The sequence below is a fragment of the Anaerolineales bacterium genome (genome assembly GCA_016928575.1).
Taxonomy (GTDB): Bacteria; Chloroflexota; Anaerolineae; order Anaerolineales; family RBG-16-64-43; genus JAFGKK01.
Genome location: JAFGKK010000015.1, coordinates 12,218 through 38,337, shown reverse-complemented (window position 1 = coordinate 38,337; position 26,120 = coordinate 12,218). Strand labels below are relative to the sequence as shown.

The following is a 26,120-nucleotide window of genomic DNA, read 5'->3' as shown; positions in this document are numbered from 1 at the left end:
TAACGGGAAGATAACTATGAACGTCAAGCTGAGTATCCGGCGCGCCGGCCTCGGCGGCGCCGCCGCATGTCTCGCTTTCGCCTGCCGGATCAGCACGGCCGCGGACTCACCGCATATTATCGAAAGCGTTCGCCCGTCGCCGAGCGCCACTTCGTTTTCCACGACGGTCGCCATTCCGGAAGGGTCTCCGGCGGCGGAAGCGGCGCGGATCGTTCCCGGGGAAACGACGGTGGAAGCCGCCGCCGAGGTTCCGATTTTGGGCGGATGCCGGCTGTTCCCGCCGGACAATCCCTGGAACCGGGATATCTCGGCCGCGCCGGTCCATCCGCGGTCGGCGGCCTACATCGAATCGATCGGCGCCGATGCGCACCTCCACGCCGATTTCGGCTCCAATCCGGAATACGGAATTCCGATCAACGTGGCGCCGGACGAACAGACGCGCGTTCCAGTGGAATTCGTCGAATACGGCGACGAAAGCGATCCCGGCCCCTACCCGATTCCTTCCGACGCGCGCGTCGAATCCGGTTCGGACCGACATTTGCTGGTGCTGGCATCGGGGGAATGCCGACTGTACGAACTCTATCATGCCCGCCGCGCGGGAAGCGGCTGGCAGGCGGGGTCGGGAGCAATCTTCGACCTTTCCAGCAACGCCTTGCGGCCGGACGGCTGGACCTCGGCCGACGCCGCCGGCCTGCCAATCCTGCCCGGCTTGGCGCGCTACGATGAAGTGCAAACCGGCGCGATCCGCCACGCCCTGCGGGTGACGGTGAAGGAAACGTACCGGGGATACATCCGCCCCGCCACCCACTTCGCCAGCCGGGCCATGAATCCCGACCTGCCGCCGATGGGATTGCGGCTGCGCCTGCGCGCGGATTACGACGTTTCGCGCTTCACCGGGGACGCGCGCGTGATCCTGGAAGCGTTAAAGCGCTACGGGCTGATCGTGGCCGACAACGGATCCAGTTGGTTCATCACCGGAGAGACCGACTCGCGCTGGAACGACGAGGATTTGAATCAATTGAAGACCGTCCCGGGGAGCGCCTTCGAAGCGGTATACACCGGAGAGATCCTTCCCTAACCGGGGGGGGGCGGCCAAGGCCGCCATGCATGTCTTTGCGAGCCCCGCCCCCGCTTCGCGAGGACAAACTCGCAATGACATCCATGCCGATGGACGCATCCTGGCCAGCCATATACGGGCCGGCGCCTCGCCGGCGGAATTCTCCGCTCCCCAAACCCTCCAATTGCCCACCAGGGCTGTAGAATTTTTATTGGAATGAGGAAACCGGGTCAACCCACGCCGGCCCATGACATATTTCAGATTGGAGACGATATGAATTCCAACATCCGCGACCGGATTCGCAACGATACGGTGATGTTCGAATACGACGTACATGATCTCCCGCGCGCCGCAGCCTGGTACCAGGACGTCCTGGGATTGGAGATGGTATTCCGGGGAGGCGACTGCCACGCCGAATTCGCCCTGCCCGTGCCGGGAGCGCGCTTGGCGCTCAGCCGGGCCGGAACGGAAAAGCCGATTCAAAAGGCGGCGCGGCTGTTCCTGCGGACGGACGATCTGGATGGGGTGGCGGCAGCGCTTAACTCTAAGGGCGTAAAAACCGGACCCTTGGAGACCGTCGAGGGCGTGGTGCGGATTCTTTGGGTGGAGGATCCGGAAGGCAACCATTTCGCGATCGAGCAATGGATGGGTGAAAAATGACCCTGGCAGATCCCTCCATTTTCACACCAGGGTTGTATGATGGTGAATAAACGTGAAGGGCGGGGGCCGTGAATCTCCAAAAAGAAGTCACTAAACACTTGCGGGAACTCGCCGTCCGGATCGGGGTCCGCTATGTCGGATCGCCCGGCAACCGCGCGGCCGCGGAGTACATCCGCCGGAAGATGGATCGTACCGGGCGGACGGCGTTGATCGTGATGGAGATGCAGGGGAAAAGCATAGAATGGGGTAGAGCCCCCTCCTCTGTCCTCCCCCGTTTAGCGAAGTCCGCTAAACGGGGGAGGACAGAGGAGGGGGCGAGGCGGTGAAAAGGAGAATTATGTCCGAGCAGATCCGCATCCGCGGGGCGCGGCTGCACAATCTCAAGAACCTCGACCTCGACCTGCCGAAGAACAAGCTGATCGTGTTTTCGGGCCTCTCGGGATCCGGAAAATCGACGCTGGTGTTCGACATCCTCCACAAGGAGGGCCAGCGCCAATACCTCGAATCGCTTGGGATGGTGACCCACCAGAACAAGCCGCCGCTCGACCGGATCGAGGGGCTCTCGCCGTCGATCAGCATCGGCCAGGAGATCACCAACCACAGCCCGCGCTCGACCGTCGGGACCGCGACCGAGGTGTTCACCTACCTGCGCGTGCTGTTTGCGCGGTTGGGCCGCCGTCCGTGCCCGCACTGCGGGAAATCTGTTGAACCGTCCTACCTGCCCCTCCAAGTGGATTGGAGCGACGAAAGCGGCGGCCAAGGCTCGTCCGACTGCCCGCACTGCGGCAAATCCGTCCCCGAGCTCTCGATGGCGGATTTTTCGTTCAATAAACCCGACGGCGCCTGCCCGGCGTGCACCGGGTTGGGCGTGACCGCCGCGGCCAACCTTTCCAAGCTGGTGGACGAGACGAAGACGATCGCCGAAGGCGCGATCACGGGCTGGGAGGAGTGGTATGTCAACCACTATTCCAAGAAGCTGCGAGCGGCGGCGAAGTACTACGGATTTCCGCTCGACCTCGAAGATCCGATTCGCAAATGGAACGATGCCGCGCGCGACCTGCTGTTCTTCGGCGTGGAGGATCCGCGCTTCCGCAGGCATTTTCCGAAACTCAAACCCGCCAAGACCAACGCCCAGGGGATGTTCGAGGGCGTGGCGACGAATCTTCTACGCCGGCACGCCGCCCACATCCAGGACGAAGCCTACCGCGAGAAGGTGGAGAAGTTCCTTATCCGGCAGACATGTCCGGATTGCGGCGGGACGCGGTTGAAGCCAGAAAGCCGCGCGGTGACGGTCGAGGGTAAGTCGATCGTCGAAGCCGCGCGAATGCCGATCGCCGGTTTATCCGTATGGCTCGAAGGACTGACCGGCGCGGTCCCGCCGGAGGCTTCCCCCGTTCTTGCGCCGATCCTGGACGATTTGCGAGCATGGATACGCCGCCTGGTCGACGTCGGGGTCGGGTACCTGACGCTCGAGCGATCCTCGCCGACGGTGTCGGCGGGCGAGGCCCAGCGGCTGCGGTTGGCGGCGCTGCTCGGATCCGGCTTGACCGGCGTGCTCTACGTGCTCGACGAACCGACGATCGGGATGCATCCGCGCGACACCGGACGGATGATCGCCATCCTGCGCGGGCTTCGTGATCTGGGAAACACGGTCCTGGTGATCGAACACGACCTGGAGATGATCCGCGCCGCGGACCATCTGGTAGAAATCGGCCCCGGCGCGGGAAGGCTGGGCGGGAAGGTTGTGGCCGCCGGCCCGCCGGATCGGGTGGCCGCGGGCGAAACCGCCACCGGGAAATTACTGTCCGGCCGGATCTCCATGCCGGCCCGGCCGCGCCGGCCTTTGAACGGGAAGGCGCTCGTCATCCGCGGGGCGCGGGAGCACAATTTAAAAAACCTGACCGTCTCCCTGCCGGTCGGGCTTTTCACCGCGGTCACCGGCCCTTCGGGATCCGGCAAGTCCACGCTGTTATTCGACATTCTCGATCCCGCGGCGCGCAAGCGGTATTCCGGGACCGAGGACGCGGCCGGAACGCACGATTCGATCGACGGCTGGGAGAATTTCGAGCGGATCATCACCGTCGACCAAAGCCCGATCGGCCGCTCATCGCGCTCCAACGCCGCCACCTACACCGACACTTTCACCCCGATCCGCGAGGCGTTCGCCGCCCTGCCCGAGGCGCGCAAACGGAAATTCTCTCCGCGCCACTTCTCCTTCAACGTTCCGGGCGGCCGCTGTGAACGCTGCGAAGGCGCCGGCGTCCTATTGGTGCCGATGCAGCTCCTGCCGCACGCCGAGGTAAGGTGCCCCGCGTGCCGCGGCGGACGCTTTCTGCCGGAAACCCTCGCGGTCCGCTACAACGGATGCGATATTTCGGAGGTCCTCGCGATGACGATCGAAGAGGTCGCCGAGGTTTTCAAGGACGTCCCGGATGCGGCTTCGCGGCTGGAATTAATGATGGAGGTCGGATTGGGATACCTGCCGCTGGGCCAGCCCGCCAACACGCTTTCGGGCGGCGAGGCGCAGCGGATCAAGCTGGCCAAGGAGCTCGGCAAACGCGGCGGCGGGCGCACGCTTTACCTGCTCGACGAGCCGACGACGGGCCTGCACGCGGCCGACGCGGCAAAACTGGTCGCCCTGCTCCACCGGCTGGTCGGCGCCGGGAACACGGTCGCGGTCATCGAGCACAACCTGGAGCTCGTCCACTGCGCCGATTGGGTGATCGACCTCGGTCCGGAAGGGGGAGACGCGGGCGGATACCTCGTGGCGCAGGGGACTCCGGAGCAGGTAGCGGCGGCGGAAAACTCGGCGACGGGGAAGTGGTTGCGAAACGCCGTCGATGTTTGACGGGCCGGTAAAAAAGGGCTATGACGCCGCCCAACGCCTTTTTCATCGCACTTTGGGCGATTGAACGGCTGTAGCCACATTCCGCCGTTTGGACGCCGTTCCGCACCGTAAGGCCGTTGATGACTTCCGCAGTTTTTGCTCTGGATGGGGGAAAGAGAAATCCCATGAAGAAGGCTTTGACTCTTGGCGTCCGCGGCGCAGACGCCATGCGGGCTTGGTATGAGGAAACCCGGGCCCGGCTTCCGTTCCCGCACGAATGCCGGACCGTACCGACCCGTTTCGGAAAGACGCACATGCTTGCCGCCGGGCGTGAGCAGGGCCGTCCGCTGGTCCTGGTGCAGGGCATGGGCGGCAACGCGATGTTGTGGGAACCCTTGCTGGAATCGCTGGTCCGTCGGCACCGGGTGTACGCTTTGGACGTCATCGGCCAGATGGGGAAAAGCGATCCGGTTTGGCTTTCTTACCGCGACGACAGCTTCTCGGAATGGATCGAGGATGTCCTCGACGCCCTCGGCATCGACTCGGCGGACCTCGCGGGGATGTCGTTCGGTGCGCGGCTGGTTCTGCGCTTCGCGGGATATGCGCCGCAGCGCGTAAACCGCCTGGCTCTGCTCAGCCCGATCGAGATCTCAGGGATCCGTTGGAGCATTGTCCGCCGCGTCTTCCCCCTGGGGATCAATCTGTGGAAACCGTCCGACGAAAAGATGCGGAAATTCGCGCTTGCCTTATTCGGAGTCCAGGGCCGCGCGATGGACGGTCGTTGCGCCGAGGCCATGTTCCTCATTCTCAAACATTACCGGCCGGTGAAGGGATGGAAGCAGACCCTAGACGGTTTGTCTTTGTTCCCGCCGCTGCCGGCTTCCGAACTGCGGCGCGTACGGGCTCCGGTGCTGGTCCTGGAGGGAGCGCACGAGCAGTTGTGCGATCCGCAGGCGGTCGTCAAGAGGTCGCGGGAATTGCTGGCCAACCTGGCCGCGGCGGAGATCGTGCCGGCGGCCGGCCATTTACTGCAATACGACAATCCCGCCCGCGTGAATGCCGGGCTGATGGAATTCTTTTCCGAAGCGCCGGGATAGCTTTCGGAGTACGGAGGGGAAACTCAGTCGGGCGAACTCAGAGGATGATGGACCCGCTGTCCCGGAGGGGCATTCCTCGGCGTCGCGGGCGCTTTGCGCCGCGAGGGAAACGAAGGACCAATCAACGGCCCGCGGGTTTTCGCTTTCCCGGCTTTTTCTCTTTCACCGTATCCCCCAATCTCGTGTGCCGAAACGCGGTCAGCGGCCGCAGATGCTCCTCGTAGTGGGCGTACGTGCTGTATTTCGCCCAAGAACCTATCCGGCTCTTGGAATCCAGTAGACGGCGCTCGGGCAAGCTTGCGAGCAGCGCCAATAAAAGTCTGCGGTTGCGTTGCAGGCGGCGCTTGCTGGCGGCAAGCGGAAACCTCCGGTAGCGGGCGTAGTGCAGCGGATTGAACGTCGAAATCGCGTATTCGCCCTTGGGCGGGGTACGGCCGGCGAGGCGCATCGGAATCACCTCGCGCGCGGCCGCCATCCATGAAGCGATGTGATTCATGACGTCCTTAACGCTCCACGTCCCGCAGGCGCCGGGGCGGGTCAGGTCCCTATCCGGCAAGCCGGCCCATAATCCCTTCAAGGATTGCCAGGCCGCTTCTTCGCGGAGGAAAAACCCGGATGCGGTTGTCGGATCGCGCTTTGGCTTGGCCATGTTCATCCTTTCGATTGACTGGCTCCGCCGCAGATGGAGCGGAGGATGGAAGGCGGAGGATTCCTCCGTGGTCTATACGCCTCTACTGTAATAAAAAAGGGGGCGAGATTCAAATCCGGTCCGATGCCGATTGTGATAGGATGAACCGCGGAACGGATAGACTGCCAGGGGGCTGAAAAGGCCGGGCCGCCCCGGCCCAGCCCGAACAAGCCGAGCGAGACCGCGATAAACGCCGGTGGTTTCGATGCGCCCTGGCATATCGCCAGGTCTGCTCAACTAACTTTTTGCCTTTTTTCAGCGACCCGCCGGTGGAGATTAACCCCAATTTCGGAGGATGACGGGTGAGGAAAATCCTCGGTGTCGTCGGCAGTCCGCGCAAACGGGGAAATACTCACCTCCTGGTGGAACGGATCCTCGAAGGGGCGCGCGCGGCGGGCGCGGAAACCGAAGAGGTTTTGCTCGGCGAGTTGAACATCCGGGAGTGCATCGGCTGCCACGCCTGCTGGAACGGCAAGCCCTGCAGCCGGATGGACGACATGAACGAGCTCTATTCGAAAATCGCAACGGCCGATGCGTTCGTCTTCGGCACGCCGGTCTATTGGTACGGCCCCACCGCGCTGATGAAATGCTTCATCGACCGCTTCGTGTATTTCAATTGTCCGGCGAACCGGGGGCGCGTCCGCGGAAAATCGGCGGTCCTCGCCATCCCCTTCGAGGAGGAGAATCCCGAAACGGCGGCGTTGGTGACGGCCTTCTTCGAAAAGAGCCTGTCCTTTCTGGAAATGGGGCTGATCGGAAGCGTGATCGTCCCGGGAATGGCGCGCAAAGGCCAGGTTCGGGACGCGCCGGAGTGGATGGCGGAGGCGGGCGGGCTGGGCCCGTTGCTCGCCAACGGTTCCAGATAAACACCGGCACGGGATATAATCCTAAAAAAGGCTTCCGCGAAAAACGACCGTGTGATCGATTAATGCCATGTTGACCTCCGCCCTGCAAGCGATCAAGCTCCGCCCTCCCGCACTCTCCCCCAAACGCGTGGCGCGTCCGCAGCTTGTGGCGCGGCTGAAGGCCGGCTGGGAGGAAGGCCGGCGGGTGTCGCTCGTCTCGGCGCCGGCCGGGTTCGGAAAAACGACCTGCATCCTCGAATGGCTGGAGAAGCTGAACGCGCCCGCCGTCTGGCTTTCCCTGGACTCCGCGGACGACGACCCCGGCCGTTTTTTCTCCTATTTCGTCGCCGCCTTGCAGGGAGTGGATGAAAACATCGGCCGGGAGATCGAGGGCGTGCTCCAGGCCGGACAGCTCCCGCCGGAAGAGATCCTCGTAACCACCCTCGGGAACGACGTTCTCGAGATCGAAGGGCGCTTCCTAATCGTCCTGGATGATTTCCAGGTGATCCAGGACCCCCTCATTCTCCGCGTTTTGGAAAAGCTGATTGCGGGACCGCTCGATCCCCTGCATCTGGTCATCCTCACCCGCGAGGATCCCTCCTTGCCGCTGGCCCGCCTGCGCGCCGGCGGCCGGCTGACGGAGATCCGCGCGGCGGACCTGCGCTTCGACTCCGCCGAAACGGCGTCTTTCCTTAACGGCGTCATGGATCTCTCCCTCGGCGAGCACGAGGTCGGCGCGCTGGAGGAACGGACGGAAGGGTGGCCGGTCGGGCTGCATCTGGCGGCGCTGTCGATCAAGGACCGCTCCGATCCGTCGCGGATCATAAACTCCTTGGGCGGCGGCCGCCGCCACATCCTCAACTACCTCGCCGAGGAAGTTCTCAACCGGCAGTCCGAAAAAACCCGGCGTTTTCTTCTGCAGACTGCGATCCTGGAAAAACTCACCGGAGGGTTGTGCGATTCGGTTACCGGCGGAGAGGACGGCGCGGATCAACTGGAAAGGTTGCACCGCGCCAACCTGTTTCTGATTCCGTTGGACGAGGAGCGGCGCTGGTACCGGTACCACGCGCTGTTCGCCGACCTGTTGCGCGATCGGACGGCCGCGCTGGCCAAGGAGGAGGTCGCCGGATGGCACCGGCGGGCCGCGGGATGGTACGAGCGGGCGGACCTCCCCGACGAGGCGATCCGGCACTACCTGGCGGCGGCGGATTACGCAGAAGCGGTGCGGCTGATCGAAGCCCACGCCATGGACTTGGTGATGCGCTGGCACATCAAGACGGTCGACGGCTGGATGCGTTCCATTCCTCCGGAGTGGTTCGAGCGCAGCATCCGCGCCAACCTGGCCTTCCTTTGGATGCTCATGATCCGCCGGGAGTACGAACGGTTGGTGCAGCACGTCCGGCGCCTGCATGAATTGTTTTCGGAATCCCAAAGCGGCGAAGCTTCCGATCCTTCCCTGCGGGCAAAATGGCTCGCCCTCCAATCGATGATGCAGAGCGCCCAGCGCCGCCCGGAGGAAAGCCTGCGCCTCGCCCAAGAGGCGCGGACGATCGCCCCGGCCGGGGATTTTCAGACCGCCTGCCTGTCTTTCTTGGCGCTGGCCGGCGCGTATGAAGCTATGGAGGATTACGACCGGGCCGAGGAAGCCTACCAAAAGATCATCGGGGAAAGCCGGCGGCGGGAGAATTCGGCCTACGATCTGCTGGGCGTCACCGGCCTCGGATTGCTGGCCGTGACCCACGGGAAATTGCATTTCGCGCACGAGGTCGCCGCGCGGGCGATCGAACGCATGCGGCGCGCGGGCGTCCTTTCGCCCGCCAGCCAGGCTTTGTATGGGGAGTTGGGGACCATCTATTATTCCTGGCACCGGCTTGAGGACGCCGACCGCGAGTTCCGGCGGGCGATCCAGGTGAGCGCGGTCAGCGGGTTCAGCGACTCCAAGCTGTACTACGGCGTGGTTCTTTCGCGCCTGCATCAAATCGAAGGGAATCTGGATGAAGCGGAGAGGGAAATTTTGGAGTCGGCTCGGCTGATGCAGTCCGTCGCGGCGTTGGTCGTCCGCGAGGAGGTGATCGCCCAGCAGGCGCGCGTGTATCTGGCCCAGGGCCGTCTGCCGGAGGCGGAAGCGCTCCTGGCGGCGGAGGGATTCTCCTTCGAGGGCGGTTTTTCCTGCGGCGAACCAGAGGCGAACGCGGTCAACCCCCGCTCGTGGGCGGCGCTTTCCGCCGTCGCGCTGCGGATCCTGCTTCACCGAGTTCTCGCCGGACGGGAGGGAACGGACGCGGAATCCGGCGTGGCGTTGGCCGGCCGGCTGGCAGGGGAAGCGCTGCGGAACGGATACGTGCCCTTCGCGATCGAAATCCTGCTCCTGCGCGCCCGGATTCATTCCGCCTCGGGGAACGAAGCCCAAAGCCGGGCGGATTATCGCCGGGCGCTGGAGTTGGCCGAGCCGGAAGGGATGATCAGCGCGTTCATCGAAGAAGGCGCGCCCGCCCGCGAAGCCTTGTCGGGCCTGTTGGCTGACGGGCGCCTATCCAAAACGCAACGGACATTTTGCGGGGCCGTGCTGGCCGCCTTCGCCGAATCCGGGGCCGCCAAGCAGGCAGCGGAGGCGGAAGGCTTGGGTCTCCTCACCGAACGCGAACGCGAAGTCCTGCGGCTGATCGCCGAAGGACTCCGGTATGAGGAAGTCGCCGAGCGGCTGGTCGTCTCGCTGAACACCGTGCGCTCGCACGTCAAAGCGATCTACGGAAAGCTGGGGGTGAATAACCGCACCCGAGCGATCGAAACCGCCCATCAGTTGAGGATTCTGTAAGCCGGACGGGCAGGCGGGACTATTCGGATCATTTCGAGAAACCCCGCCCCATCGGTGGTCTTGGCACGCAAAGACCGCTACTCGACCGCCGTACTGCCCGATCGTCGTAAAATCACATAGCGTTTCCCCCGCAGATCACATTTTCATGTGATCTGCGTTTTGTTTTTCCTGGGTAGCATCAAGATCAAAGGGTCCCGCCCAATGCAGTTTTGGAAGGAAAGCCGCCGGATCCTGGAATAGGAGAATCCAATGAATCCGAAACAACCCGCGTCAGACTCCGATCGCGGAGCGCCGGAACCGAAATGGAGGGATCTGTATCGGATCGGCTTCGCGGCCAGCGCCGCGTTTCCCACGGTGATCGCCGTCGCGGTGCTGGTGTATTTTATCTGGCCGTATACGCCCGGACGCGCCGCGGTGTCGGACGTCTTCGCCGCGTTGCAGGCCGACCGGCTGGGCGGATTGCTCTCGCTGGATCTGATGGTTCCGATCCTGCTGCCGGTGATGGCCCTCTCGACACTGGCGCTGTATGCGGCGCTTAAACGGGTCAACGAATCGTATGCGTTGATCGCCCTGGCGGCGGGATTGTTGGGAGTCGGGCTGTGGTTCGCGGCGCGCCCGGTGGCGGAAATGGCGTATCTCAGCGATCAATACTCCGCCGCGGAGGGAGAAACGGCCCGTCTGCAATACTTGGCGGCCGGGGAGGCGCTGCATGCGTTGTTCAACGGGACGAACTGGATCGCGTCGCAATTCCTGATCACCGTTTCCAGCCTGATCAGTTCGCTGCTCATGCTGCGCAGCCGATCCTTCAGCCGGGCGACTGCCTGGACGGGAATTTTGCTTTCCGTCGTCGGCCTGGGATTCTTCCTGCCGGCGGTCGGCGTGGTCTTGACGCTTGCGGGAACCGCCGCCGGAATCGCCTGGTACATCCTGATGGCGCGCGATTTTTACCGCCTGGGATGGGGCAACCCCGCAGGTTGACGCCGGGCGGATGAGAGATGGAGGCTGCAATGAGCCATAGGATGCCGCAAAGGGAATCGGCCGCCGGGGAAGCAAAGTGGGCCCGGCTGTATCGCATCGGCGGGATTTCCACCCTCCTGATGGTGGCGGTCGTCCCGGTTCAAATCGCCGTTTTCGCCATCCAGCCGCCCCCCGATACCGCGCTCGGGTGGTTCGAGTTGTTCGGAAAAAATCCGTTGCTGGGCTTGCTGTCGTTCGAATTCCTCTTCCTGGTGTATGGGATTCTCGCCGTTCCGCACTCGCTGGCGCTGTATTTCGCCGTGCGGAAGACGGATCCGGACCTGGCCGTGATCTCCATCGCCTTGAGTTTGCTTGCGACCGTGGCGGTGTTCACCGCCCGGCCGGCGTTTGAGATGCTCTATCTCAGCGGCGAATATGCCGCGGCGTCGACGGAAGACCAGCGGGCGGTTTTCCTCGCGGCCGGGGAATCGATGCTCGCCGTGTGGCACGGCACCGCCTACTGGGTGTGCTATTTCCTCGGATCGATAAACGGCCTGATCCTCTCGATCGTCATGCTGAAAAGCAGACTTTTCGGGAAAACCATCCCCTCTGTGCGCATGCTCTCGAGTGTGCTCGATTTCACGCTGTTCATTCCGGTTGTCGGATTGTTCCTCTCAATTTGTTCGGCGCTGGCGCTGATGGTCTACAACATCCTTGTCGGCCGGCAACTGCTGCAGTTCGCCGGAGGAATCTCCCTTTACGCCAAGCCAGAAGAAGCTGACGGGGAATGAACGGAGCACATCCCTTCTTTCTCCCCAAGCGAAGTTGGGGGATCCTTCCTCTTCTCCCTCCAAATTCCTTTGGAATTTGGAGGGACGGAGGGGGGGTGAACGGCGGAGGAACGCATGGATAACCTTCACACATACCGCATTGATGTGCACGGCCGGATTGACGGGGAGGATCTCAACGCCGGAAGCCCTTTGCCGGTGACGGTGGAACGAACCGAAGCGAACGCCACCCGGATCCAGGTGCGGACCGATCAATCGGGATTGATCGGCCTTCTGCGGCACCTGCATGCGAGGGGAATTCATCTTTTCGCAGTCATCATTCTTCCCCTCATTCCCAGCCCCTCTCCCAGCCCTATGAACACAAGCAGGGGCTGGGAGAAGGGAGAGGGGTGAGGGAGTCCTAGGAAGGGACCTATGCCTACCAAACATCTCACCCGACGGGATTTGTTGAAAATCGGCTGCATCGGCACCGCGGCCGCTGGAGCGGCCGCCTGCGGAATCGGCGGGGTTGCTTTGGCGAATTCCGATCCCCCGGCCGTGGATCCGCCCAGTTTTTCATTTGGAGGAAATTCCATGGAACGACACATTCTGGTCGCCTACGCGACCTACGCGGGTTCCACCGCCGAGGTGGCGGCCGAGATCGGCCGGATCCTCGCGGAGCGCGGCGCGCAGGTGGACGTGCGCCCGGTCAAAGAAATCACGGATGTCGGCCCCTACACGGCCGTCGTCGCGGGCAGTCCGATCCACGGCAAATGGCTCCCGGAAGCCATCGAGTTCGTGCGCATTCATCAAACGGAACTCCGGCGCAAGCCGTTCGCTATTTTCGTCATGAGCATGGGGATGGCGCTGAGCGATTCCGCCCGTACGGAGGGCCGGAAGCGCCTGGACCCGGTCCGCGCGATGGCGCCGACGGTAGACGAGGGATATTTCGCGGGCAAGCTTGAATTGAAGACCGTCCCAATTCTGTTACGGTTACCGATGGCGCTGCTCCCCCAAGGGGATCACCGGAATTGGACCAAGATCCGCGCCTGGGCCGAAGCCCTATCCGGGAAACTGGTTTCCGGATAGTCAGTCGATATGCAGTAGAATTTGATGGCAATTCCGGTTTTTGAGCACGGAATTGGCATCCTATGGCCAAGGAAAAATACTACGTCGTCTGGAAGGGCCGCCGGCGCGGGGTGTTCGCCTCGTGGCGGGAATGTTCGGCGCAGGTGAGCGGGCACGCGGGCGCGCAGTACATGGCGTTCGAATCCCGCGAACTGGCCGAGCGGGCGTTTCGCGGAAGCTACGAAGAATACCGCAACGGGCAATCCCGCGCCGCCGCGCTTTCCCGCGGAGGAAGCGGCGGGCCGGCGCCGGATTCGATCGCGGTCGACGCGGCCTGTTCCGGCAATCCCGGCCCGGTGGAATACCGCGGCGTGCGCGTCGGGGAGGGGCGCGAACTGTTCCGCCGGGGGCCGATCGCGGGGGGAACCAACAACATCGGCGAGTTCCTGGCGATCGTGCATGCTTTAGCGTACCTGTCCCAACGCGGACGGGATTGGCCGATCTACAGCGATTCGGTCCAGGCAATCGGGTGGGTTGGGCAGAAGCGCTGCAAAACGAAGCTGACGCGCACGGAGGAAACGCGGGTGGTGTTCGACCTCATCGACCGCGCCGAAGAATGGCTGCGCGTCCATTCCTATCCGAACGAAGTGCGCAAGTGGAAGACCGGGGAGTGGGGGGAGAGTCCGGCGGATTTTGGGAGGAAATAATTCCGCGAAGCACACGAAGACCCCCCCACCCAAAAAAAAGAAATCAAAAAGCTTTGTTACTGCTCAGGCAGCTTATTTCGACTGAATAACCTCGGCATAACATCACCAGTGTTATCGGTTTTGTCCGTCACCCCGGCGCGGCTTCCCCGCCTTCGCGCCTGCCCTCGCGAAGCGGGGGAAGCGGGGGAAGCGGGATTCGAAGCCGGGGTCCAGTTTTTTTACAGCTTTGCTGGATGCCGGCTAATTTCACCCCCGGCAAAGAACGCGCCGAGGGCGGGCGCCGGCATGACGATCGCCAGCTGAGTAGCAACAAAGCTTTGCGGCTTACAGATTTTCCTTCGGATCCTTCGTGGAATCTGTTACTCCAACTCCCGCGACAATACCGAAAAAAACTTGGCTCGTGCTTCCTTCTCCCGCCACGGCTCATGTCCGCATTTGGGCAGAAGGAGGAACCGAAAATCCGAGAGGACGGATTCGAGCGGATTCTGTACGCCTTCCGCCGGATGCGGATCGTAATCGCCGTGGATCGCGACGACCGGACAGCGGATCCGCTTTCCGAGTCCCAGCAAATTCCCGTTGCGGCGCATTTCCGACGCGGTGCGCCAAACGGCGCGATAAATATTAAATTCGAGTTTGATCGTTTCATCCGGAAGCGGAAGCGGGCGGAAGTTATCCGTCTTGGAGAAAAGCACTCCCAGACGCGCGAGCGAGGTTTGGTGGCTTTGCCCGGAAATGTCGCTCAACCGTTTCAGGGTCCGCGTCGCTTCACGCTGATCTTCCTCGTTCAAGCGACTCATCCGGTTTTCCTCGACCTGCGCGGCAAAGCGGTGGTCGAATGGCGGGCTTCCGACAAGGATGAGTTTCTTCACCAGCGGCGGATACCTCGCCGCGAGAAGGTAGCCGAGCCAGGCGCCCCACGACCAGCCGATCAGCGAAACGGGAAGTTCCGCACGGGCTTGAAGGACTTCGCGCAATTCCTGGATTTGGCCTTCCAGAGTGTCTTTTGTCTGCAGAGGTTCGAGCACGCCCCGAGCGGATGCCAACTCGCGCGCGACCGGCGCCATCTCGCCCGGCGCGCCGGGTCCGCCGTGCAGAACGGCGATGCAATAGGGGGCTTTTCCGTACAATCTGAAATTTTCCATTCCTGCCTTGGTTGAATATATTTTTTAAGGATTGTCAAAGAATTCCGCCCCCAAACTTCGACGAAATCCAAGAGGGCAATTTAAAAACCCGCGGCTTTTACGGCCTGGTGGTGAAAATTATATCCTGGGTTCTCCAAGGACGTCCCCATGATCCAACGAAACCAACCGCACACGCGAGAATGTGTTCGGCGGGATCGAATCCGATTTTATCCGGACCCGCAGGAAATTCCCCGTCAATCCGCGGCGCATGCCTCCGCGCGTGTCCGCCTCCCACAGCACGTCCATCTCGCGGCCGAGAAACGAGCGGGCGTAGGCCTCCTCTGGCGGATTGACGGCCCGGCGCGCGCGCAGCGCCCGGCGGCGGATCTCCAGCGGGTGAACGGCGTCCGCCATTTCCGCCGCTTCCGTCCCCGGACGCGGGGAAAACCGGAAAATGTGGGTCCTCGCGAATTGCATCCGCTCCGCGAACTCCAGGCTTTCCCGGAACTCCGATTCGCTTTCGCCGGGGAATCCGACCATCAGATCGGTGGTGACCGCCAGATCAGGGATCGACGCGCGCGCCGCTTCCACGATCCGCTCGAAATCGGCCGGCGACGCGTTGCGCCTCATCCGCCGCAAGGTCGCCGCGCAGCCGGATTGCAACGGCAGGTGCAGGTGCGGGCACAGCCGTCCGTCGCCCCACAGGCGGAAAAAACCCGGGGGCAGATTCCAGGGTTCCAGCGAGGAAAGCCGCAGGCGGGGGATGGAGGTGCGGGCCAGGACTGTTTCCAGCAGATGCGCCAAGCCGTTTTCGACTTGGCTGTCCCTTCCCCAGGCACCGAGATGCACGCCGGCCAGCACCGCCTCCTGCGCCCCCGCCCGTTCCGCGGCGAGGACGTCCGCCGCCACGGCGTCCGCCGGACGGCTGCGGAGGGGGCCGCGCGCCAGGCGCGTGACGCAGTAGGCGCAGGCGTTGTCGCAGCCGTCCTGGACCTTGATGTATGCCCGCGTGCGGCGCCGGAAGAACGGCGGAGGGAGGCGAGGATTTTGCCGATTACCATCCGCCTCATCCGGCCAGAGCGAGGCGGGGAGCAGTTCTTTTTCGGCGTTGGGGATCACGCGCGCGACGCCCGGCAGGGAGGCCGCCTGGGCCGGCTCCATCGTCGCCCAGCATCCGGTGACGGCGATCCGGGCCGCGGGGTTGCAGGAGTGCGCCCGGCGGATTTTCTGCCGGCTGTCGCGTTCCGCCTCGCGGGTGACCGTGCAGGTGTTGATCACGATCCAATCCGCGTCCTTCAGGGCGCAGGCCGGATTGTGGCCCTGCGCGCGCGCCCGGGCCGCCATCGATTCGATTTCCGCCTCGTTCACGCGGCAGCCGACCAGATCAAAAAAAATTTTCAAAGGTTTTGCTTGCCGGGACGCCGAACACGCCGGTCTCGCCGCAGCATGATGAATTCCCGGCAGGCAGCTCTTCTCCGGAGTCCATCAAAGCACATTCAAGCCCTTCTCGCGCAGGTATTCCTTCACTTGGCGTATGCGCAGGATCCGGAAGTGAAACACCGAGGCCGCGAGCAGGATGCTTGCGCCGCCCTGCTCCACGGCGTCGAAAAAATCCTCAAGCTTTCCGGCGCCGCCCGAAGCCACGACCGGCACCGTCACGGCGTTTGAAATCGCCCGGGTGAACTCCAGGTCGTAGCCGGCTTGGGTCCCGTCGCCGTCCATGCTGGTGGGAAGGATCACCCCGGCGCCCAGGCTCTGGCACTCGCGCGCCCACTCCGCCGCATCCCGGTCCACCGCTTTGGTCCCGCCTGCGACCACCACCTCGAATCCGGATGGCTTGGCGGGATTGCGCCGCCCGTCGATCGCTACGGTGACGCAGGCCGATCCGAATTGCCTGGCGGCTTCACCGATCAGCGCCGGCCGTTTAACCGCCGCGCTGTTGACCGAAATTTTGCTCGCTCCGGCTTCCAACAGCAGGTCGATGTCTTCCAGGGAAGAGATGCCGCCGCCGACGGTCAACGGGATGGTGATCACGGAGGCGACGTTCCGCACCCACTCCAGGCGGGTTTTGCGGTTTTCCAACGTCGCCGCGATGTCGAGCATCGCCAGTTCGTCGGCGCCCTCCGCTTGGTAGAAGGCGGCGTTTTCCACCGGGTCGCCGGCCTCCCGGATGTTCACAAAATTCACCCCCTTAACCACGCGCCCGTTTTTCATATCCAGGCAGGGCATAATTTTCACCGTCTTCATGTAGGCTCCTTCCCCGCCCGGCTCGGTGTGGATTCTACGGTTCGCCGGTTTGCACGGTCCGCATCCGAAAAAACCGGGAAGGCCGAGGGGGGGTATGGTTTCCGCACGAGAAAATTATCGAAAAACAGGTCCGTCCCCGGTTGGTCGTAGGCGCCCAGCCAGAGTCCCGCATCGCCGCCGGTGAACTCCGAATCCTCGGCGGTGGCGACCAGCAGGCCGTTGACGTACAGCGCAAGGCCGATGCCGATGCAATCCGCGCGGAGGTGGTTGGTCTCCAGCCCCGGGCGGATGCCCGGGTTGGTCTTCAGCGATTCTCCGGAGAGCATCACCAGGTCGGCGGAGGCGCTGCGTTTTGCGATTCCGGCCTGGCCGTCGCCGGAAATCATCAGGATGTAAAAATTTTTCGCATCCTGGTAGCGGCACAAAACCCCGAAGACATCTGCGTTGGGGCCGGCTTTCTTGGTCACGTCCACTTCGATGAGCACGTCGTCGGGAAAATTCCGCCCCGGAGTGGCCCACATGTAGTAATCGGCGGTGGCGGTGAAGATCCGGTAGGCCCCGTCGGCGTAATCCGTCACGCCGTCGGCTGCCTGAACCCTGTCCCAGCCGCTGGAGGCGCTGGAAAAATCATCTTGGAAATAGACGTCGCCCTGGGGCATGCTCCACAGGGCGCATCCGGTCAGCAAACCGGCGGCGAAGCCGAGGAAAAGCGCGCGTGCCTTGGAGGACAATCCGTTCTCCTTCCCGCGGATCCGCTGTCGGATTTGCGGAAGGCATAGAATACAACACTCCGGCACGGGAAGCAATACGCGGGCTTTGGAGGAGCCCGGCGGTCGAATGGTGCCGGCCGGTGAGGCACTCGAGGATTTGACGCATTTCGTCGGACCGTCGGGATTTACGGCGGATTTCGTCCGGCTGATCTGCAAATAACGGCGGATCCGAGTGGAGGAACTCGTTTTGTGTTCGGCCTTGGCATGATCCGCCGCGCCGGAACAGTGGCTGTTTGCCGAAAGGAAACCTCCGCCGGCTCGGCGCCGGCGGAGGTTTGCCCAAAGAGGAGGAGTTGTTGTCCGACAACTCTGCGTGCCAATACAGGATAGGGCACTTTGCGGAACTTGTCATTGCCGAATGTCATACGGAAGCCGCGACGGTTGGCGTATAATCGCAATTGCGGATCTTTTTTTACGCGCACCTTACGCGCCGGTCTCGATTGTAGAAAAAAATTATGCGGCTTTAATATGAAAGATCTCTCCTCGCTCCGCGCGCGACTCCGCCAAGCCGGATTGAAACCCGCCTCGGATCTCGCGCCGCCCGTCCGACGGACCCGCGCCGTTCCCGTGGATTGGCCGGGCCGGGAGGTGGATACGCCGGCCGGATCCTACTTCCTGGCGGAGTACCGCTATGCGGCGGATCTGCGCCACGGACGCCGCCCCTTATCGGAATTTCTCGAATCGTTTTCCTTCCCCGGGGTTCCGGATTTTCCGCAGCAGACCCTGCCGGCGGATATGATCTTCATGGACACGGAGACCACCGGCCTGGCGGGCGGCGCCGGAACGATGGCCTTTCTGGTAGGAACCGGATACTACGATGCCGGCGGGTTCGTGGTACGCCAATACTTCCTTGCGGATCCGTCCGGCGAAGCCGCAATGCTCGAAGATTCTCTGGCAGAGATGGAATCCCGCAAGGCGCTGGTCACTTTTAACGGGCGGGTGTTCGACGTTCCGATCCTGCAATCGCGCGCCGCCCAGCGCCTGCGCCGGTTCGACGCCCTGACCCGGATTTTCCAGTTCGACTTGCTGACCCATGCCCGGCGGCTGTGGGGCCGCCGGATGGAATCCTGCGCCCTGCGGGCCTTGGAGACGGATCTGCTGGACGTGCGGCGGTCGTCGGAAGACGTACCCGGCGGATTGATTCCCTACCTGTACCGCGAATATCTGCAGACAAACGATCCAAGCCTGATGGCCGGCGTGTTGTATCACAACGTGCAGGATGTCCTTTCGATGGCCGTCCTGGCGGCGGAGGTCGTCGAACGCTACCGGAAACCGCCGGCCGAATTCGAGGATCCATTGGATGCGCTGGCGATGGCGCTGGTGTACCGCGGGCTCGGACGGCCCGCGCTGGCCGAAGAAGGGTTCCGCACCGCGCTGAAAGCCAGGTTGGCGGGCGCAGATCGGGCGCGCGCGCTCGAGGGATTGGCGGGGCTTTCCAAGGCGGCCGGCGACTACGAACGGGCGGCGGAGTATTGGGAACGCTGGCACGGGGCCGCGGCGGACGATCCGCGGCCGTGCGTAGAGCTGGCCAAATTCCATGAATGGCGGAGGCGCGACTTGGAGGCGGCGGCCCGCTGGGCCAAATCCGCCTTGACCGCGGCGGCCGTCCTCCCCGATCCCCGCCGGCGCCGGGAAATCGAACATGCCGTGGAGCATCGCATGAGCCGGCTGGAGAAGAAAAGTAAAACCGCCAAGCGGCCCCCGAAGCAGCGCCGTTGAGGATGCCCTCGGCGGTGCGTCCCAAACGGCCTCCATGGGGGGCGGGATCGGCAAACGATCAGGCCGGGAACCGCGGCCGGTCCATCGGCGCGGCGGCCTATTTGCGGACGGTTTTCTTCGGTTGGCTGATCCGACGAAAAATTCCCAGCGCGCCGATGCTATAAAGGAATAAAATTCCCAGGGTGATGCAGATTTACCCCGATCCGAAGGGCCCCTTTTCCTGCAGATGCCTCCAGCTGGTGACGTAGATGAGGAACAGAATCGGGAAGAAAAACAGCAGCCACCGCATCACCCGTCGATTTTTCTGGATTTTAGATTCCGGATCGGTGAAAATTTCCGGTTCCTCGCCGGGATGGGACTCCTTCCGGAAATACTCCCAGGCCGAAAGGTGGCCCACGTGCTCCCAGCCGGCATCGCGGAACAACTGCAGATAAGCCTCCCGGTCCTTCATCGCGGATGTCTGAAAATCCATCCGGTAGGCGTAGCGCTTCGGCTCCCCCTTCCGGAATCCGTATCCTCCGGGAAATCCGAACTCGGCCAGGTGCCATCCTTCCCGAGACATCGCTCCCAGCCACCCTTCCTAACGATCGTCCTGCCAGGACCAGAACCAACGGAATTTCCAGCGTATTTCCTTTTCCATCGCCGTCTTCACCCCGCCGGCCGACTACAAGCGATTCTTGAATTCTCCGGCGCATTTATTCATGATCTCCAATCGTTCGATCTGCCGGGCCAGGACGCGTTTCCCCTTGGCGGACAGCAGATAGCTTTTGCGGCGTTCCTCTTCTTTCACCAGCGTGATCAATCCTTCTTCTTCGAATCCGGTGAGCATGCCGTAGAGGGTCCCGGGCCCGACGGTCACCGTACCGCGGCTGAGGGCTTCCGCTTTTTGCATCACCCCGTACCCGTGCAGCGGCTCCAGCAGGGAGAGCATGACGTAGAACATCGATTCCGTCAGCGGCAGGTATTTTCGGACATCGTCGGCTTTGGGCATGGTTTCCGTCCTTTGTATCGGCAATCGGTGTACCGATAGATGATATAACGGATAACGATATAATGGCGCGGAACGGCGGGTTGTCAAGCGGCGGATGGGCTTGGGCTGTTTTTTTCAAACCGCGGGTGGGCTACCGTCCCCCGGAACAACCGCTGATCCATGCCGATCGGGACCGTCGATGCCTCAGGCGGGGCGAAGCGATGGAAATGGAAAAACGAAGGCGGCGGCTTTGCTTCACTTTGCATGACGGGCTTTTTCTGCGGCTTCTTTTTATCTTCAAGCCCTTTGGCCGCTATCCTTAACCCTTTTCTCGGTCACAGAGGCCGTGGGAGGATGCGGAGGCTGTGCTACAATCGATGCGATTTCCATGCGCATCGTACGCCTTTCCCTCGCCAACTTCCGCAACTACATTCGCCTCGAAACCGCCTTCCCGCGCGGACCGATCCTCCTCGCCGGTCCGAATGCCCAGGGCAAGACCTCGCTCCTGGAAGCGGTCTACCTGTTCACCCACGCGCGTTCCCCGCTGGCGGAAAACGACCGCCAGCTGATTAATTTCCTGGCTTTGCGGGAGGAACAGCCTTTTGCTCGACTGGAGGCGGAAGTGGAGGACAGCTCCGGCGGCCAGCGCCTTGAACTGCGTCTGTTCTTCGAGCGCACCGCCGCCGGCGAACGGCGCTTCCGAAAGGATATCCTGGTCAACTCCGTCCGGCGCAAGCCCTCCGAACTGCCTGGCATGTTCCGCGCCCTGCTTTTTCTGCCGCAGGAACTGCGGGTGATCGACGGCGCGCCCGGCGACCGGCGGCGCCACCTGGACGAGGCGGCGGCCCAGGCCGATTCCTCCTACCGCGCCGCGATGTGGGAGTATCATCACGCGCTCACCCAGCGCAACGCGCTGCTGCGCGCGCTGCAGGAGGGAGACGGCCGGCGGGAGCAGTTGGACGTGTGGGACGAACCCCTGGCCGCATCCGGCGCGGCGCTGCTGCTGGGGCGGGCCCGCGCGCTGGCCGAAATCGAAGTCCTGGCGGCTCCGTTGCACCGGCGGCTGACCCGCGGCGCGGAAGCCCTGCACATCCGCTACTGCCCGGCCTGGGATCCGGCGCGCCCGACGGGGGAGTCCGACGGCGCGCAGCGCGAACTCCCGATGGACGCCGCGGTCGATCATACGAAATGGAAGATGGAGGACTTGCGGGGGATGTTCCTCGAAGCCTTACGGCGGAACCGCGAACTTTCCATCCGCCGCGGCTTGACTCTTGCCGGGCCGCACCGCGACGATGTGCGCTTCCTGGCCAACGGGATCGACCTGACCTCTTACGGATCGCGCGGCCAGGCGCGCACAGCGCTGTTGACGTTGAAGCTGGCCGAGGTGGAGTGGCTGCGGGCGCGCGGCGGCGAGTGGCCGGTGCTGCTGTTGGACGAGGTCTTCTCGGAACTGGATGTCCGCCGGCGCGAGGATCTGCTCGGCGACCTGGAGCGGGCGGACCAAGTGTTCACCACCGCCAGCGATCCGCAGATGCTCCCGGCCGCCTACCGCAGCAAAGCCCGGGCTTGGTGGGTCGAAGGCGGGACCTTGCAGGAGCATTCACTCTAACGGGAAGCCCGCAGACAGGGCTGTCGGTTTTTATTCGCAGTTGCTCTCCTCGATCCGGTAATCGTCAAACTCCACATCCATGAAATCCGTCCGGATCCCTCCGTGTCCGGCGTGCGCGAGGGCGTCCTCCGGACCGGGCGCATCGTAGGCTTGGACCGCAAGCGCCCAGAAGCCGCTCCGATCCGGATCGGTGTACAACAGGATGGTCACTCCGCCTCCCTCCGTTTGCATCACCGCCCGCAGGCCGATCCACGCGCCGTGGGGGATCAGGTTTGGATTGCCGTTGCGGTGATACGTCCCGGGATACAGCGGCGCCTCCGCCAGGGTTGTGTAGATACCGCCGGATTTCTTCTTGATCACGGCGAATCCGTCGACGCGCACCCCCGCGTAATACAAATGATCCCCGTCGCTGTAGCGGAGGAACAACAGCACGCCGTTCGATGGGTTGCGGTTCGGACTGCCGCTGAAATGATCCGCGGCGACGCGGAAATACACCTGTTGGACGGGCGCGAGCCACTCGCTGCGGGTGATCAGGCGGAACAGATTCTGCGGATGCGCGCCCTGGTCGGTGTCCAGGGGGTTCGCGCGGCGGTAGGCCGAGCGCCAAGGGGAATCCGCGGGCGCCTCCCCGGTCCACGTGCTCCCCACTCCGTCCCGCTGGAGAAACCAGGCGCCGGAGTTGACCCACCAATCCGGGCTGGCGCTCAGTTCCATGCGGGCCGTTTCCTCAAGAACCCGGTCGGGATCGAAGCCGGTTGCGAAATGCGGGGGTTCGGTTGGCGTCAGATCCGCGGTGGCCGTCGGGGTTGGGGTAAGGATCGCGGTTGCCGTGGCGGAGGGGGTTGGCGCGGGGGCGGGAGATGCCGGCGCCAGGACCGCTTCGCCGAGCGGTGAACAGAGCATTGGGATCAGGAATGCGGCCAGCAAACGTCGAGAGGTTCTCATCCCGCGGACGATTAACCCTTCCTGCTCGCAAAATCGCAAAGGAGAAACAAACCCGATTATCTCCGCCCCCTTTGCGCCTTGGCGGTGAATGGGTTTGTATAAAAAGGCGACGGCGGCGGGTCAATGGATCTTGCGGGCGTCCAGCGAGATCACTTCCAGCGCGCTTTCCCCCCGCACCGGCCCCCAAACGCTGACGCCGATCATGCCGTTTTCGGCCTTGTGCCGGAGGAAAGCACTTTCCACACCCCAGATCCCGTTGAGCAGACAACGGACGGTGTTGCCCTGAACGGAGATACCGGCTTGAATCTCCAAGCCCTGGAGCAGGCTTAAATCGGTGTACCATCCCGGCCCCTCGATGAAATTTCCGTCGACCTGCTCGCCGTATGCGACCCCGTTCTGACCGAAGGAGCAGAAAACGAAATTTTTCCGGCGGTCCACCCGCGCCAGGATCGAGAAGGATTCCCCGCGCAGCAAACGCGCCCGCAGGGTCAGATCGAAATCCGTCCACAGATAGGTTCCGTCCAGGTAGGAGGAAGCGCCGGTGGTGTCTTTGGCCGCCGCGAGGTTGAGCCGGCCGGAAGCGACGCTGACATCGCCCCATCCGTCAATCCAGCCGGGATCGCTCTGCATCGCCGTGCTGAAGTCGGCCGGCTTGTCTTCGCCGCCCAGGACGCTGTTGAGCAACCGGGTCGCATCCCATTCCGGTTCCACTTCGAGGCGGCGGACCATGAACGTATCCAACCCCGGATAGTTGCGGACCAAAGCTCCGTCCCAGGATTGGTAGAAGGCCATGTGAAACAGGGCGGACGCCGCCTTTTGGATCGCCGCCACGGCCGAATCCGCATGGTTGACGCTACCCTGGCCGTAATCCCCGTACGGATAGGCGAACGCCCGGACCGTAACGCCGAATCGGCCTTCCAACTGGCGTTTGGATTCCAGCAGGTCCAGGGTGATCCGTTGTTCGTATTCGGTGTCGGTTTCCGGGCGCCCTTCTTCCGGACGGAAAAGCCGGTTGCTCAGGGAATGCCCCTTCTCCCCGGCGGTATTCACCGCTTCCGATTTATGGATGTCGTGGCCGTGGGATTCCAGTTCCCAACGTCCGGATGCGGCCATTTCCTTCAGTTCCTTTTCGGTCAGGTAGAAATCGTTTTCTTCCGAGATCATCGAGGTGATGATGAAGATCACGGCCCGGTAGTCCAACGCCTCGAGGATCGGATCGACCGGATAGTAGCTGTCTTTCCGGCCGTCGTCGAAGGTCAGCAGAAAGGATTTTTTCGGCAGCAGACGGCCGCGCAGAAGGAATTCCTCCAGGTCGGACAATCCGACGGTTTGGTATCCGGCCGCTTTGAGGGCGAACATCTGGTTTTTGAAGTTTTCCCAGCTGACGATGCCGTCCGCGGCTTCCTCGCGAATCCCGTGGTACAGGAGCACGATCAGCGATTGGGCCGATTCCCCCGATCCGCGCATGGGGGTCGGGAAATCGGCGACGATTTCGATTTCCTTCGAAGCCAGGTAGTCGAATTGCGACGGCATCCCGGTCCGCCAGAATTCCAGCTTGCGGGTGGAGGGGACCTTCTGGCCCAGGAAGTGACTCCCGCCGCACATCAGGACCGCCAGGAGGATGAACAGCACGAAGAACACGGCTTTCGTCCGGTCGCGGTGTTTGAGCATTCCGCTTACCTTGTGCCCCACTTTCGGTTTTGGATCGTCGCGATCGAATAGAACAGGACGAACGACAGGAACACCATGTTGATCGCCGACCAGACGAACACGAACGGCCAATATTTATTCTCGCGCGAGAGCCAGCGGTAGTACAGGGTCATGACGAACGACATCAGGAAAACTCCGGAGATGTAGTAGAGGGGGAGCGCGCCGCGCAGGATCGGCCCGAGAATCAGCGACTTGACCGCGATGAAGGGGGTGATCAGGGAGATGATCAACAGCGGGAAGAAGTAGGTGAAGGCGACGAACGGTTCGCGCCGGACGATGAACATGGAGGCGAAAATCGAATTCACCAGCCACCCCTTCTTCCAGCGGATCTGCTGTTTGAGGAATTTCCGGAAGGAGTCCGGGCAGATCGTGTGGGCGCGCACCTCTTCCGAGTAGATCGTCCGGTAGTTGAGCCGCAGCACCCAATTGGTCAGCGCGCGGTCCTCGCCCCAGGTGACGGGCAAGCCAAGGAATTTTTCGTCCAACCAGCGATCAAGGATCGGCAGGATGATTTCCCGGCGGTAGGCCGAGGAGCATCCGCTGCAGCAGAACACGGTCATGAAGGCGGATTCGGCCGCCTTCAAGATCCGGAACGAGACGAAGTAATAGGCGGCCTGCATCCGGGTAAGCCAGTTTTTCTCCGCGTTCGCCGGATCGGCGTGCGCGCACACGGCTCCCACCTCCGGATTGCGGAACGGCCGGACAAGGTTCCGAAATGTCTCCGGGGAAATGTGGCTGTCGCTGTCCAGCTGGATGATGATCTCGCCGGTCGCCCTCCGGATTCCCTCCGCCATGCCGTGCCGTTTTCCCCGGTTCTCCTTCCAATCCACCACCGCCAACCGGGGCTGCTTCTTTTCCAACTCGCGAAGGACCTCGATCGTCCGGTCCGTGCTGCCGTCGTTGATTACAATGACCTCCAACTTTTCCTTCGGATAATGCGCGTCAAAGCATTTCGTCACCGTCCCCGCGATGGCGTCTTCTTCGTTCTTGCACGGAATGACGAAGGTCACCGGCGGCTCGAAGGCTGCTTCACCGGGGGAATCGGAGACGGCGAGATATTGGTGATTGGTCCGCCGGTAGAGGATTGCGCTCAGCAGCCGGGAGAGTTGGAACAGGGTGATCCCGACCGTGTACACGAACAGCAACGGATCGCCGACCAGGGCGATCGAGGAGCGGGATTTTAAATAGAGGATGACCAGGAGCGTGACCAGCGCCAGGAACAGCAGAACCGACCGGTAGAGGAGATTTTCGATCCCGTTCCAGTACGGGCGCCAATTCCAAACGCCCCGGCGGACTGCCGGCCTGGGTTTGGTGATAATGGATGATTCCATATGATGTTTTCGAAGGATAGCCCGAATGCCGGCCTCCGGATAGGGTACGCTTCTCCTACGGTACTTTCCGCTATCCCGATGCGCGGGAGAAGGCGGCGATGCGCCCGATCAGGAATTTGCAAAGAAAAGGAAACAGCCCGTGCAATCCGATCGAAACGATCGGGGCTTTCCGGAAAAACGGACGCGGACGTCCAGCAGCGTTGCGGGTTC

At 62.8% G+C, this 26,120-nt stretch carries 23 protein-coding genes; 13 read left to right on the top strand and 10 right to left on the bottom strand.

The window, feature by feature from the left end:
- Positions 1-16 precede the first annotated feature (16 nt).
- The 4 genes from JW929_02350 (at position 17) to JW929_02335 (ending at position 5,641) form a co-directional block, all read left to right on the top strand.
- Positions 17-1,078 carry a hypothetical protein gene (locus JW929_02350; GenBank protein ID MBN1438224.1) on the top strand — a complete coding sequence of 354 codons (1,062 nt, stop codon included), beginning with the start codon at positions 17-19 and terminating at the stop codon, positions 1,076-1,078.
- Between the two features lie 252 nt (positions 1,079-1,330).
- Positions 1,331-1,717, top strand: a complete 387-nt coding sequence (locus JW929_02345; GenBank protein MBN1438223.1) for a VOC family protein — start codon at positions 1,331-1,333, stop codon at positions 1,715-1,717.
- Positions 1,718-2,054: 337 nt separating this feature from the next.
- Positions 2,055-4,565: an excinuclease ABC subunit UvrA gene (gene uvrA / locus JW929_02340; protein MBN1438222.1), complete on the top strand. Its 2,511-nt coding sequence runs from the start codon at positions 2,055-2,057 to the stop codon at positions 4,563-4,565.
- A gap of 164 nt (positions 4,566-4,729) precedes the next feature.
- On the top strand, positions 4,730-5,641 hold the full coding sequence (locus JW929_02335) for an alpha/beta fold hydrolase (GenBank protein MBN1438221.1): 912 nt from the start codon (positions 4,730-4,732) through the stop codon (positions 5,639-5,641).
- 121 nt (positions 5,642-5,762) lie between these two features.
- Here the strand turns inward: JW929_02335 and JW929_02330 are convergent, their stop codons facing one another.
- Entirely contained in the window at positions 5,763-6,290 is a 528-nt protein-coding gene (locus tag JW929_02330; GenBank protein MBN1438220.1) for a maleylpyruvate isomerase N-terminal domain-containing protein, read from the bottom strand.
- Positions 6,291-6,631: 341 nt separating this feature from the next.
- On the opposite strand from JW929_02330, the gene JW929_02325 reads away from it, so the two are divergent.
- The 7 genes from JW929_02325 to JW929_02295 all read left to right on the top strand — a co-directional run bounded on the left by JW929_02325 (position 6,632) and on the right by JW929_02295 (position 13,488).
- The gene (locus JW929_02325) at positions 6,632-7,195 is read left to right on the top strand and encodes a flavodoxin family protein (protein MBN1438219.1); all 564 of its coding nucleotides are present in this window, start codon (positions 6,632-6,634) and stop codon (positions 7,193-7,195) included.
- Positions 7,196-7,262: 67 nt separating this feature from the next.
- A complete protein-coding gene (locus JW929_02320; protein MBN1438218.1) occupies positions 7,263-9,989 on the top strand; it encodes a hypothetical protein in 2,727 nt (908 codons plus the stop codon).
- Positions 9,990-10,238: 249 nt separating this feature from the next.
- Complete coding sequence (locus JW929_02315; protein MBN1438217.1) at positions 10,239-10,967, top strand: DUF4386 family protein; 729 nt, start codon at positions 10,239-10,241, stop codon at positions 10,965-10,967.
- 29 nt (positions 10,968-10,996) lie between these two features.
- Positions 10,997-11,737 (top strand): DUF4386 family protein, encoded by a 741-nt coding sequence (locus JW929_02310; protein ID MBN1438216.1) that lies wholly within the window; start codon positions 10,997-10,999, stop codon positions 11,735-11,737.
- Between the two features lie 114 nt (positions 11,738-11,851).
- Positions 11,852-12,127: a hypothetical protein gene (locus tag JW929_02305; protein ID MBN1438215.1), complete on the top strand. Its 276-nt coding sequence runs from the start codon at positions 11,852-11,854 to the stop codon at positions 12,125-12,127.
- 180 nt (positions 12,128-12,307) lie between these two features.
- Entirely contained in the window at positions 12,308-12,802 is a 495-nt protein-coding gene (locus tag JW929_02300; GenBank protein ID MBN1438214.1) for a hypothetical protein, read from the top strand.
- Between the two features lie 62 nt (positions 12,803-12,864).
- Positions 12,865-13,488, top strand: coding sequence for a ribonuclease H family protein (locus JW929_02295; GenBank protein ID MBN1438213.1), 624 nt, complete (start codon positions 12,865-12,867; stop codon positions 13,486-13,488).
- Between the two features lie 359 nt (positions 13,489-13,847).
- Here JW929_02295 and JW929_02290 read toward each other — a convergent pair whose 3' ends face one another.
- The 4 genes from JW929_02290 to JW929_02275 all read right to left on the bottom strand — a co-directional run bounded on the left by JW929_02290 (position 13,848) and on the right by JW929_02275 (position 17,587).
- On the bottom strand, positions 13,848-14,630 hold the full coding sequence (locus JW929_02290; GenBank protein MBN1438212.1) for an alpha/beta hydrolase: 783 nt from the start codon (positions 14,628-14,630) through the stop codon (positions 13,848-13,850).
- Positions 14,631-14,747: 117 nt separating this feature from the next.
- Positions 14,748-16,010, bottom strand: coding sequence for a MiaB/RimO family radical SAM methylthiotransferase (locus JW929_02285; protein MBN1438211.1), 1,263 nt, complete (start codon positions 16,008-16,010; stop codon positions 14,748-14,750).
- An 84-nt stretch (positions 16,011-16,094) separates the two neighbouring features.
- Positions 16,095-16,856, bottom strand: a complete 762-nt coding sequence (hisF, locus tag JW929_02280; GenBank protein MBN1438210.1) for an imidazole glycerol phosphate synthase subunit HisF — start codon at positions 16,854-16,856, stop codon at positions 16,095-16,097.
- Positions 16,853-17,587, bottom strand: a complete 735-nt coding sequence (locus JW929_02275; GenBank protein ID MBN1438209.1) for a hypothetical protein — start codon at positions 17,585-17,587, stop codon at positions 16,853-16,855. The genes hisF and JW929_02275 overlap by 4 nt, the downstream gene beginning before the upstream one ends.
- Before the next feature lie 507 nt (positions 17,588-18,094).
- On the opposite strand from JW929_02275, the gene JW929_02270 reads away from it, so the two are divergent.
- Positions 18,095-19,345: a ribonuclease H-like domain-containing protein gene (locus tag JW929_02270; GenBank protein ID MBN1438208.1), complete on the top strand. Its 1,251-nt coding sequence runs from the start codon at positions 18,095-18,097 to the stop codon at positions 19,343-19,345.
- 193 nt (positions 19,346-19,538) lie between these two features.
- Here JW929_02270 and JW929_02265 read toward each other — a convergent pair whose 3' ends face one another.
- Complete coding sequence (locus JW929_02265) at positions 19,539-19,907, bottom strand: DUF2812 domain-containing protein (protein MBN1438207.1); 369 nt, start codon at positions 19,905-19,907, stop codon at positions 19,539-19,541.
- A gap of 102 nt (positions 19,908-20,009) precedes the next feature.
- A complete protein-coding gene (locus JW929_02260) occupies positions 20,010-20,336 on the bottom strand; it encodes a helix-turn-helix transcriptional regulator (protein MBN1438206.1) in 327 nt (108 codons plus the stop codon).
- Between the two features lie 367 nt (positions 20,337-20,703).
- Here JW929_02260 and JW929_02255 point away from each other — a divergent pair, with 367 nt between their 5' ends.
- Entirely contained in the window at positions 20,704-21,924 is a 1,221-nt protein-coding gene (locus JW929_02255) for a DNA replication/repair protein RecF (protein ID MBN1438205.1), read from the top strand.
- A gap of 30 nt (positions 21,925-21,954) precedes the next feature.
- Here the strand turns inward: JW929_02255 and JW929_02250 are convergent, their stop codons facing one another.
- The 3 genes from JW929_02250 to JW929_02240 all read right to left on the bottom strand — a co-directional run bounded on the left by JW929_02250 (position 21,955) and on the right by JW929_02240 (position 25,910).
- Positions 21,955-22,869, bottom strand: coding sequence for a hypothetical protein (locus tag JW929_02250; GenBank protein MBN1438204.1), 915 nt, complete (start codon positions 22,867-22,869; stop codon positions 21,955-21,957).
- Between the two features lie 120 nt (positions 22,870-22,989).
- Positions 22,990-24,540: a polysaccharide deacetylase family protein gene (locus JW929_02245; GenBank protein ID MBN1438203.1), complete on the bottom strand. Its 1,551-nt coding sequence runs from the start codon at positions 24,538-24,540 to the stop codon at positions 22,990-22,992.
- A gap of 5 nt (positions 24,541-24,545) precedes the next feature.
- Positions 24,546-25,910, bottom strand: a complete 1,365-nt coding sequence (locus tag JW929_02240; GenBank protein MBN1438202.1) for a glycosyltransferase family 2 protein — start codon at positions 25,908-25,910, stop codon at positions 24,546-24,548.
- Positions 25,911-26,120: the final 210 nt, after the last annotated feature.

Bases quoted from the DNA above. Each gene is read 5' to 3' on its own strand.
- JW929_02350 (MBN1438224.1), top strand. From the start codon at position 17: ATGAACGTCAAGCTGAGTATCCGGCGCGCCGGCCTCGGCGGCGCCGCC.
- JW929_02345 (MBN1438223.1), top strand. From the start codon at position 1,331: ATGAATTCCAACATCCGCGACCGGATTCGCAACGATACGGTGATGTTC.
- uvrA (MBN1438222.1), top strand. From the start codon at position 2,055: ATGTCCGAGCAGATCCGCATCCGCGGGGCGCGGCTGCACAATCTCAAG.
- JW929_02335 (MBN1438221.1), top strand. From the start codon at position 4,730: ATGAAGAAGGCTTTGACTCTTGGCGTCCGCGGCGCAGACGCCATGCGG.
- JW929_02330 (MBN1438220.1), bottom strand. From the start codon at position 6,290: ATGGCCAAGCCAAAGCGCGATCCGACAACCGCATCCGGGTTTTTCCTC.
- JW929_02320 (MBN1438218.1), top strand. From the start codon at position 7,263: ATGTTGACCTCCGCCCTGCAAGCGATCAAGCTCCGCCCTCCCGCACTC.
- JW929_02315 (MBN1438217.1), top strand. From the start codon at position 10,239: ATGAATCCGAAACAACCCGCGTCAGACTCCGATCGCGGAGCGCCGGAA.
- JW929_02310 (MBN1438216.1), top strand. From the start codon at position 10,997: ATGAGCCATAGGATGCCGCAAAGGGAATCGGCCGCCGGGGAAGCAAAG.
- JW929_02305 (MBN1438215.1), top strand. From the start codon at position 11,852: ATGGATAACCTTCACACATACCGCATTGATGTGCACGGCCGGATTGAC.
- JW929_02300 (MBN1438214.1), top strand. From the start codon at position 12,308: ATGGAACGACACATTCTGGTCGCCTACGCGACCTACGCGGGTTCCACC.
- JW929_02295 (MBN1438213.1), top strand. From the start codon at position 12,865: ATGGCCAAGGAAAAATACTACGTCGTCTGGAAGGGCCGCCGGCGCGGG.
- JW929_02290 (MBN1438212.1), bottom strand. From the start codon at position 14,630: ATGGAAAATTTCAGATTGTACGGAAAAGCCCCCTATTGCATCGCCGTT.
- hisF (MBN1438210.1), bottom strand. From the start codon at position 16,856: ATGAAGACGGTGAAAATTATGCCCTGCCTGGATATGAAAAACGGGCGC.
- JW929_02270 (MBN1438208.1), top strand. From the start codon at position 18,095: ATGAAAGATCTCTCCTCGCTCCGCGCGCGACTCCGCCAAGCCGGATTG.
- JW929_02265 (MBN1438207.1), bottom strand. From the start codon at position 19,907: ATGTCTCGGGAAGGATGGCACCTGGCCGAGTTCGGATTTCCCGGAGGA.
- JW929_02260 (MBN1438206.1), bottom strand. From the start codon at position 20,336: ATGCCCAAAGCCGACGATGTCCGAAAATACCTGCCGCTGACGGAATCG.
- JW929_02255 (MBN1438205.1), top strand. From the start codon at position 20,704: ATGCGCATCGTACGCCTTTCCCTCGCCAACTTCCGCAACTACATTCGC.
- JW929_02250 (MBN1438204.1), bottom strand. From the start codon at position 22,869: ATGAGAACCTCTCGACGTTTGCTGGCCGCATTCCTGATCCCAATGCTC.
- JW929_02245 (MBN1438203.1), bottom strand. From the start codon at position 24,540: ATGCTCAAACACCGCGACCGGACGAAAGCCGTGTTCTTCGTGCTGTTC.
- JW929_02240 (MBN1438202.1), bottom strand. From the start codon at position 25,910: ATGGAATCATCCATTATCACCAAACCCAGGCCGGCAGTCCGCCGGGGC.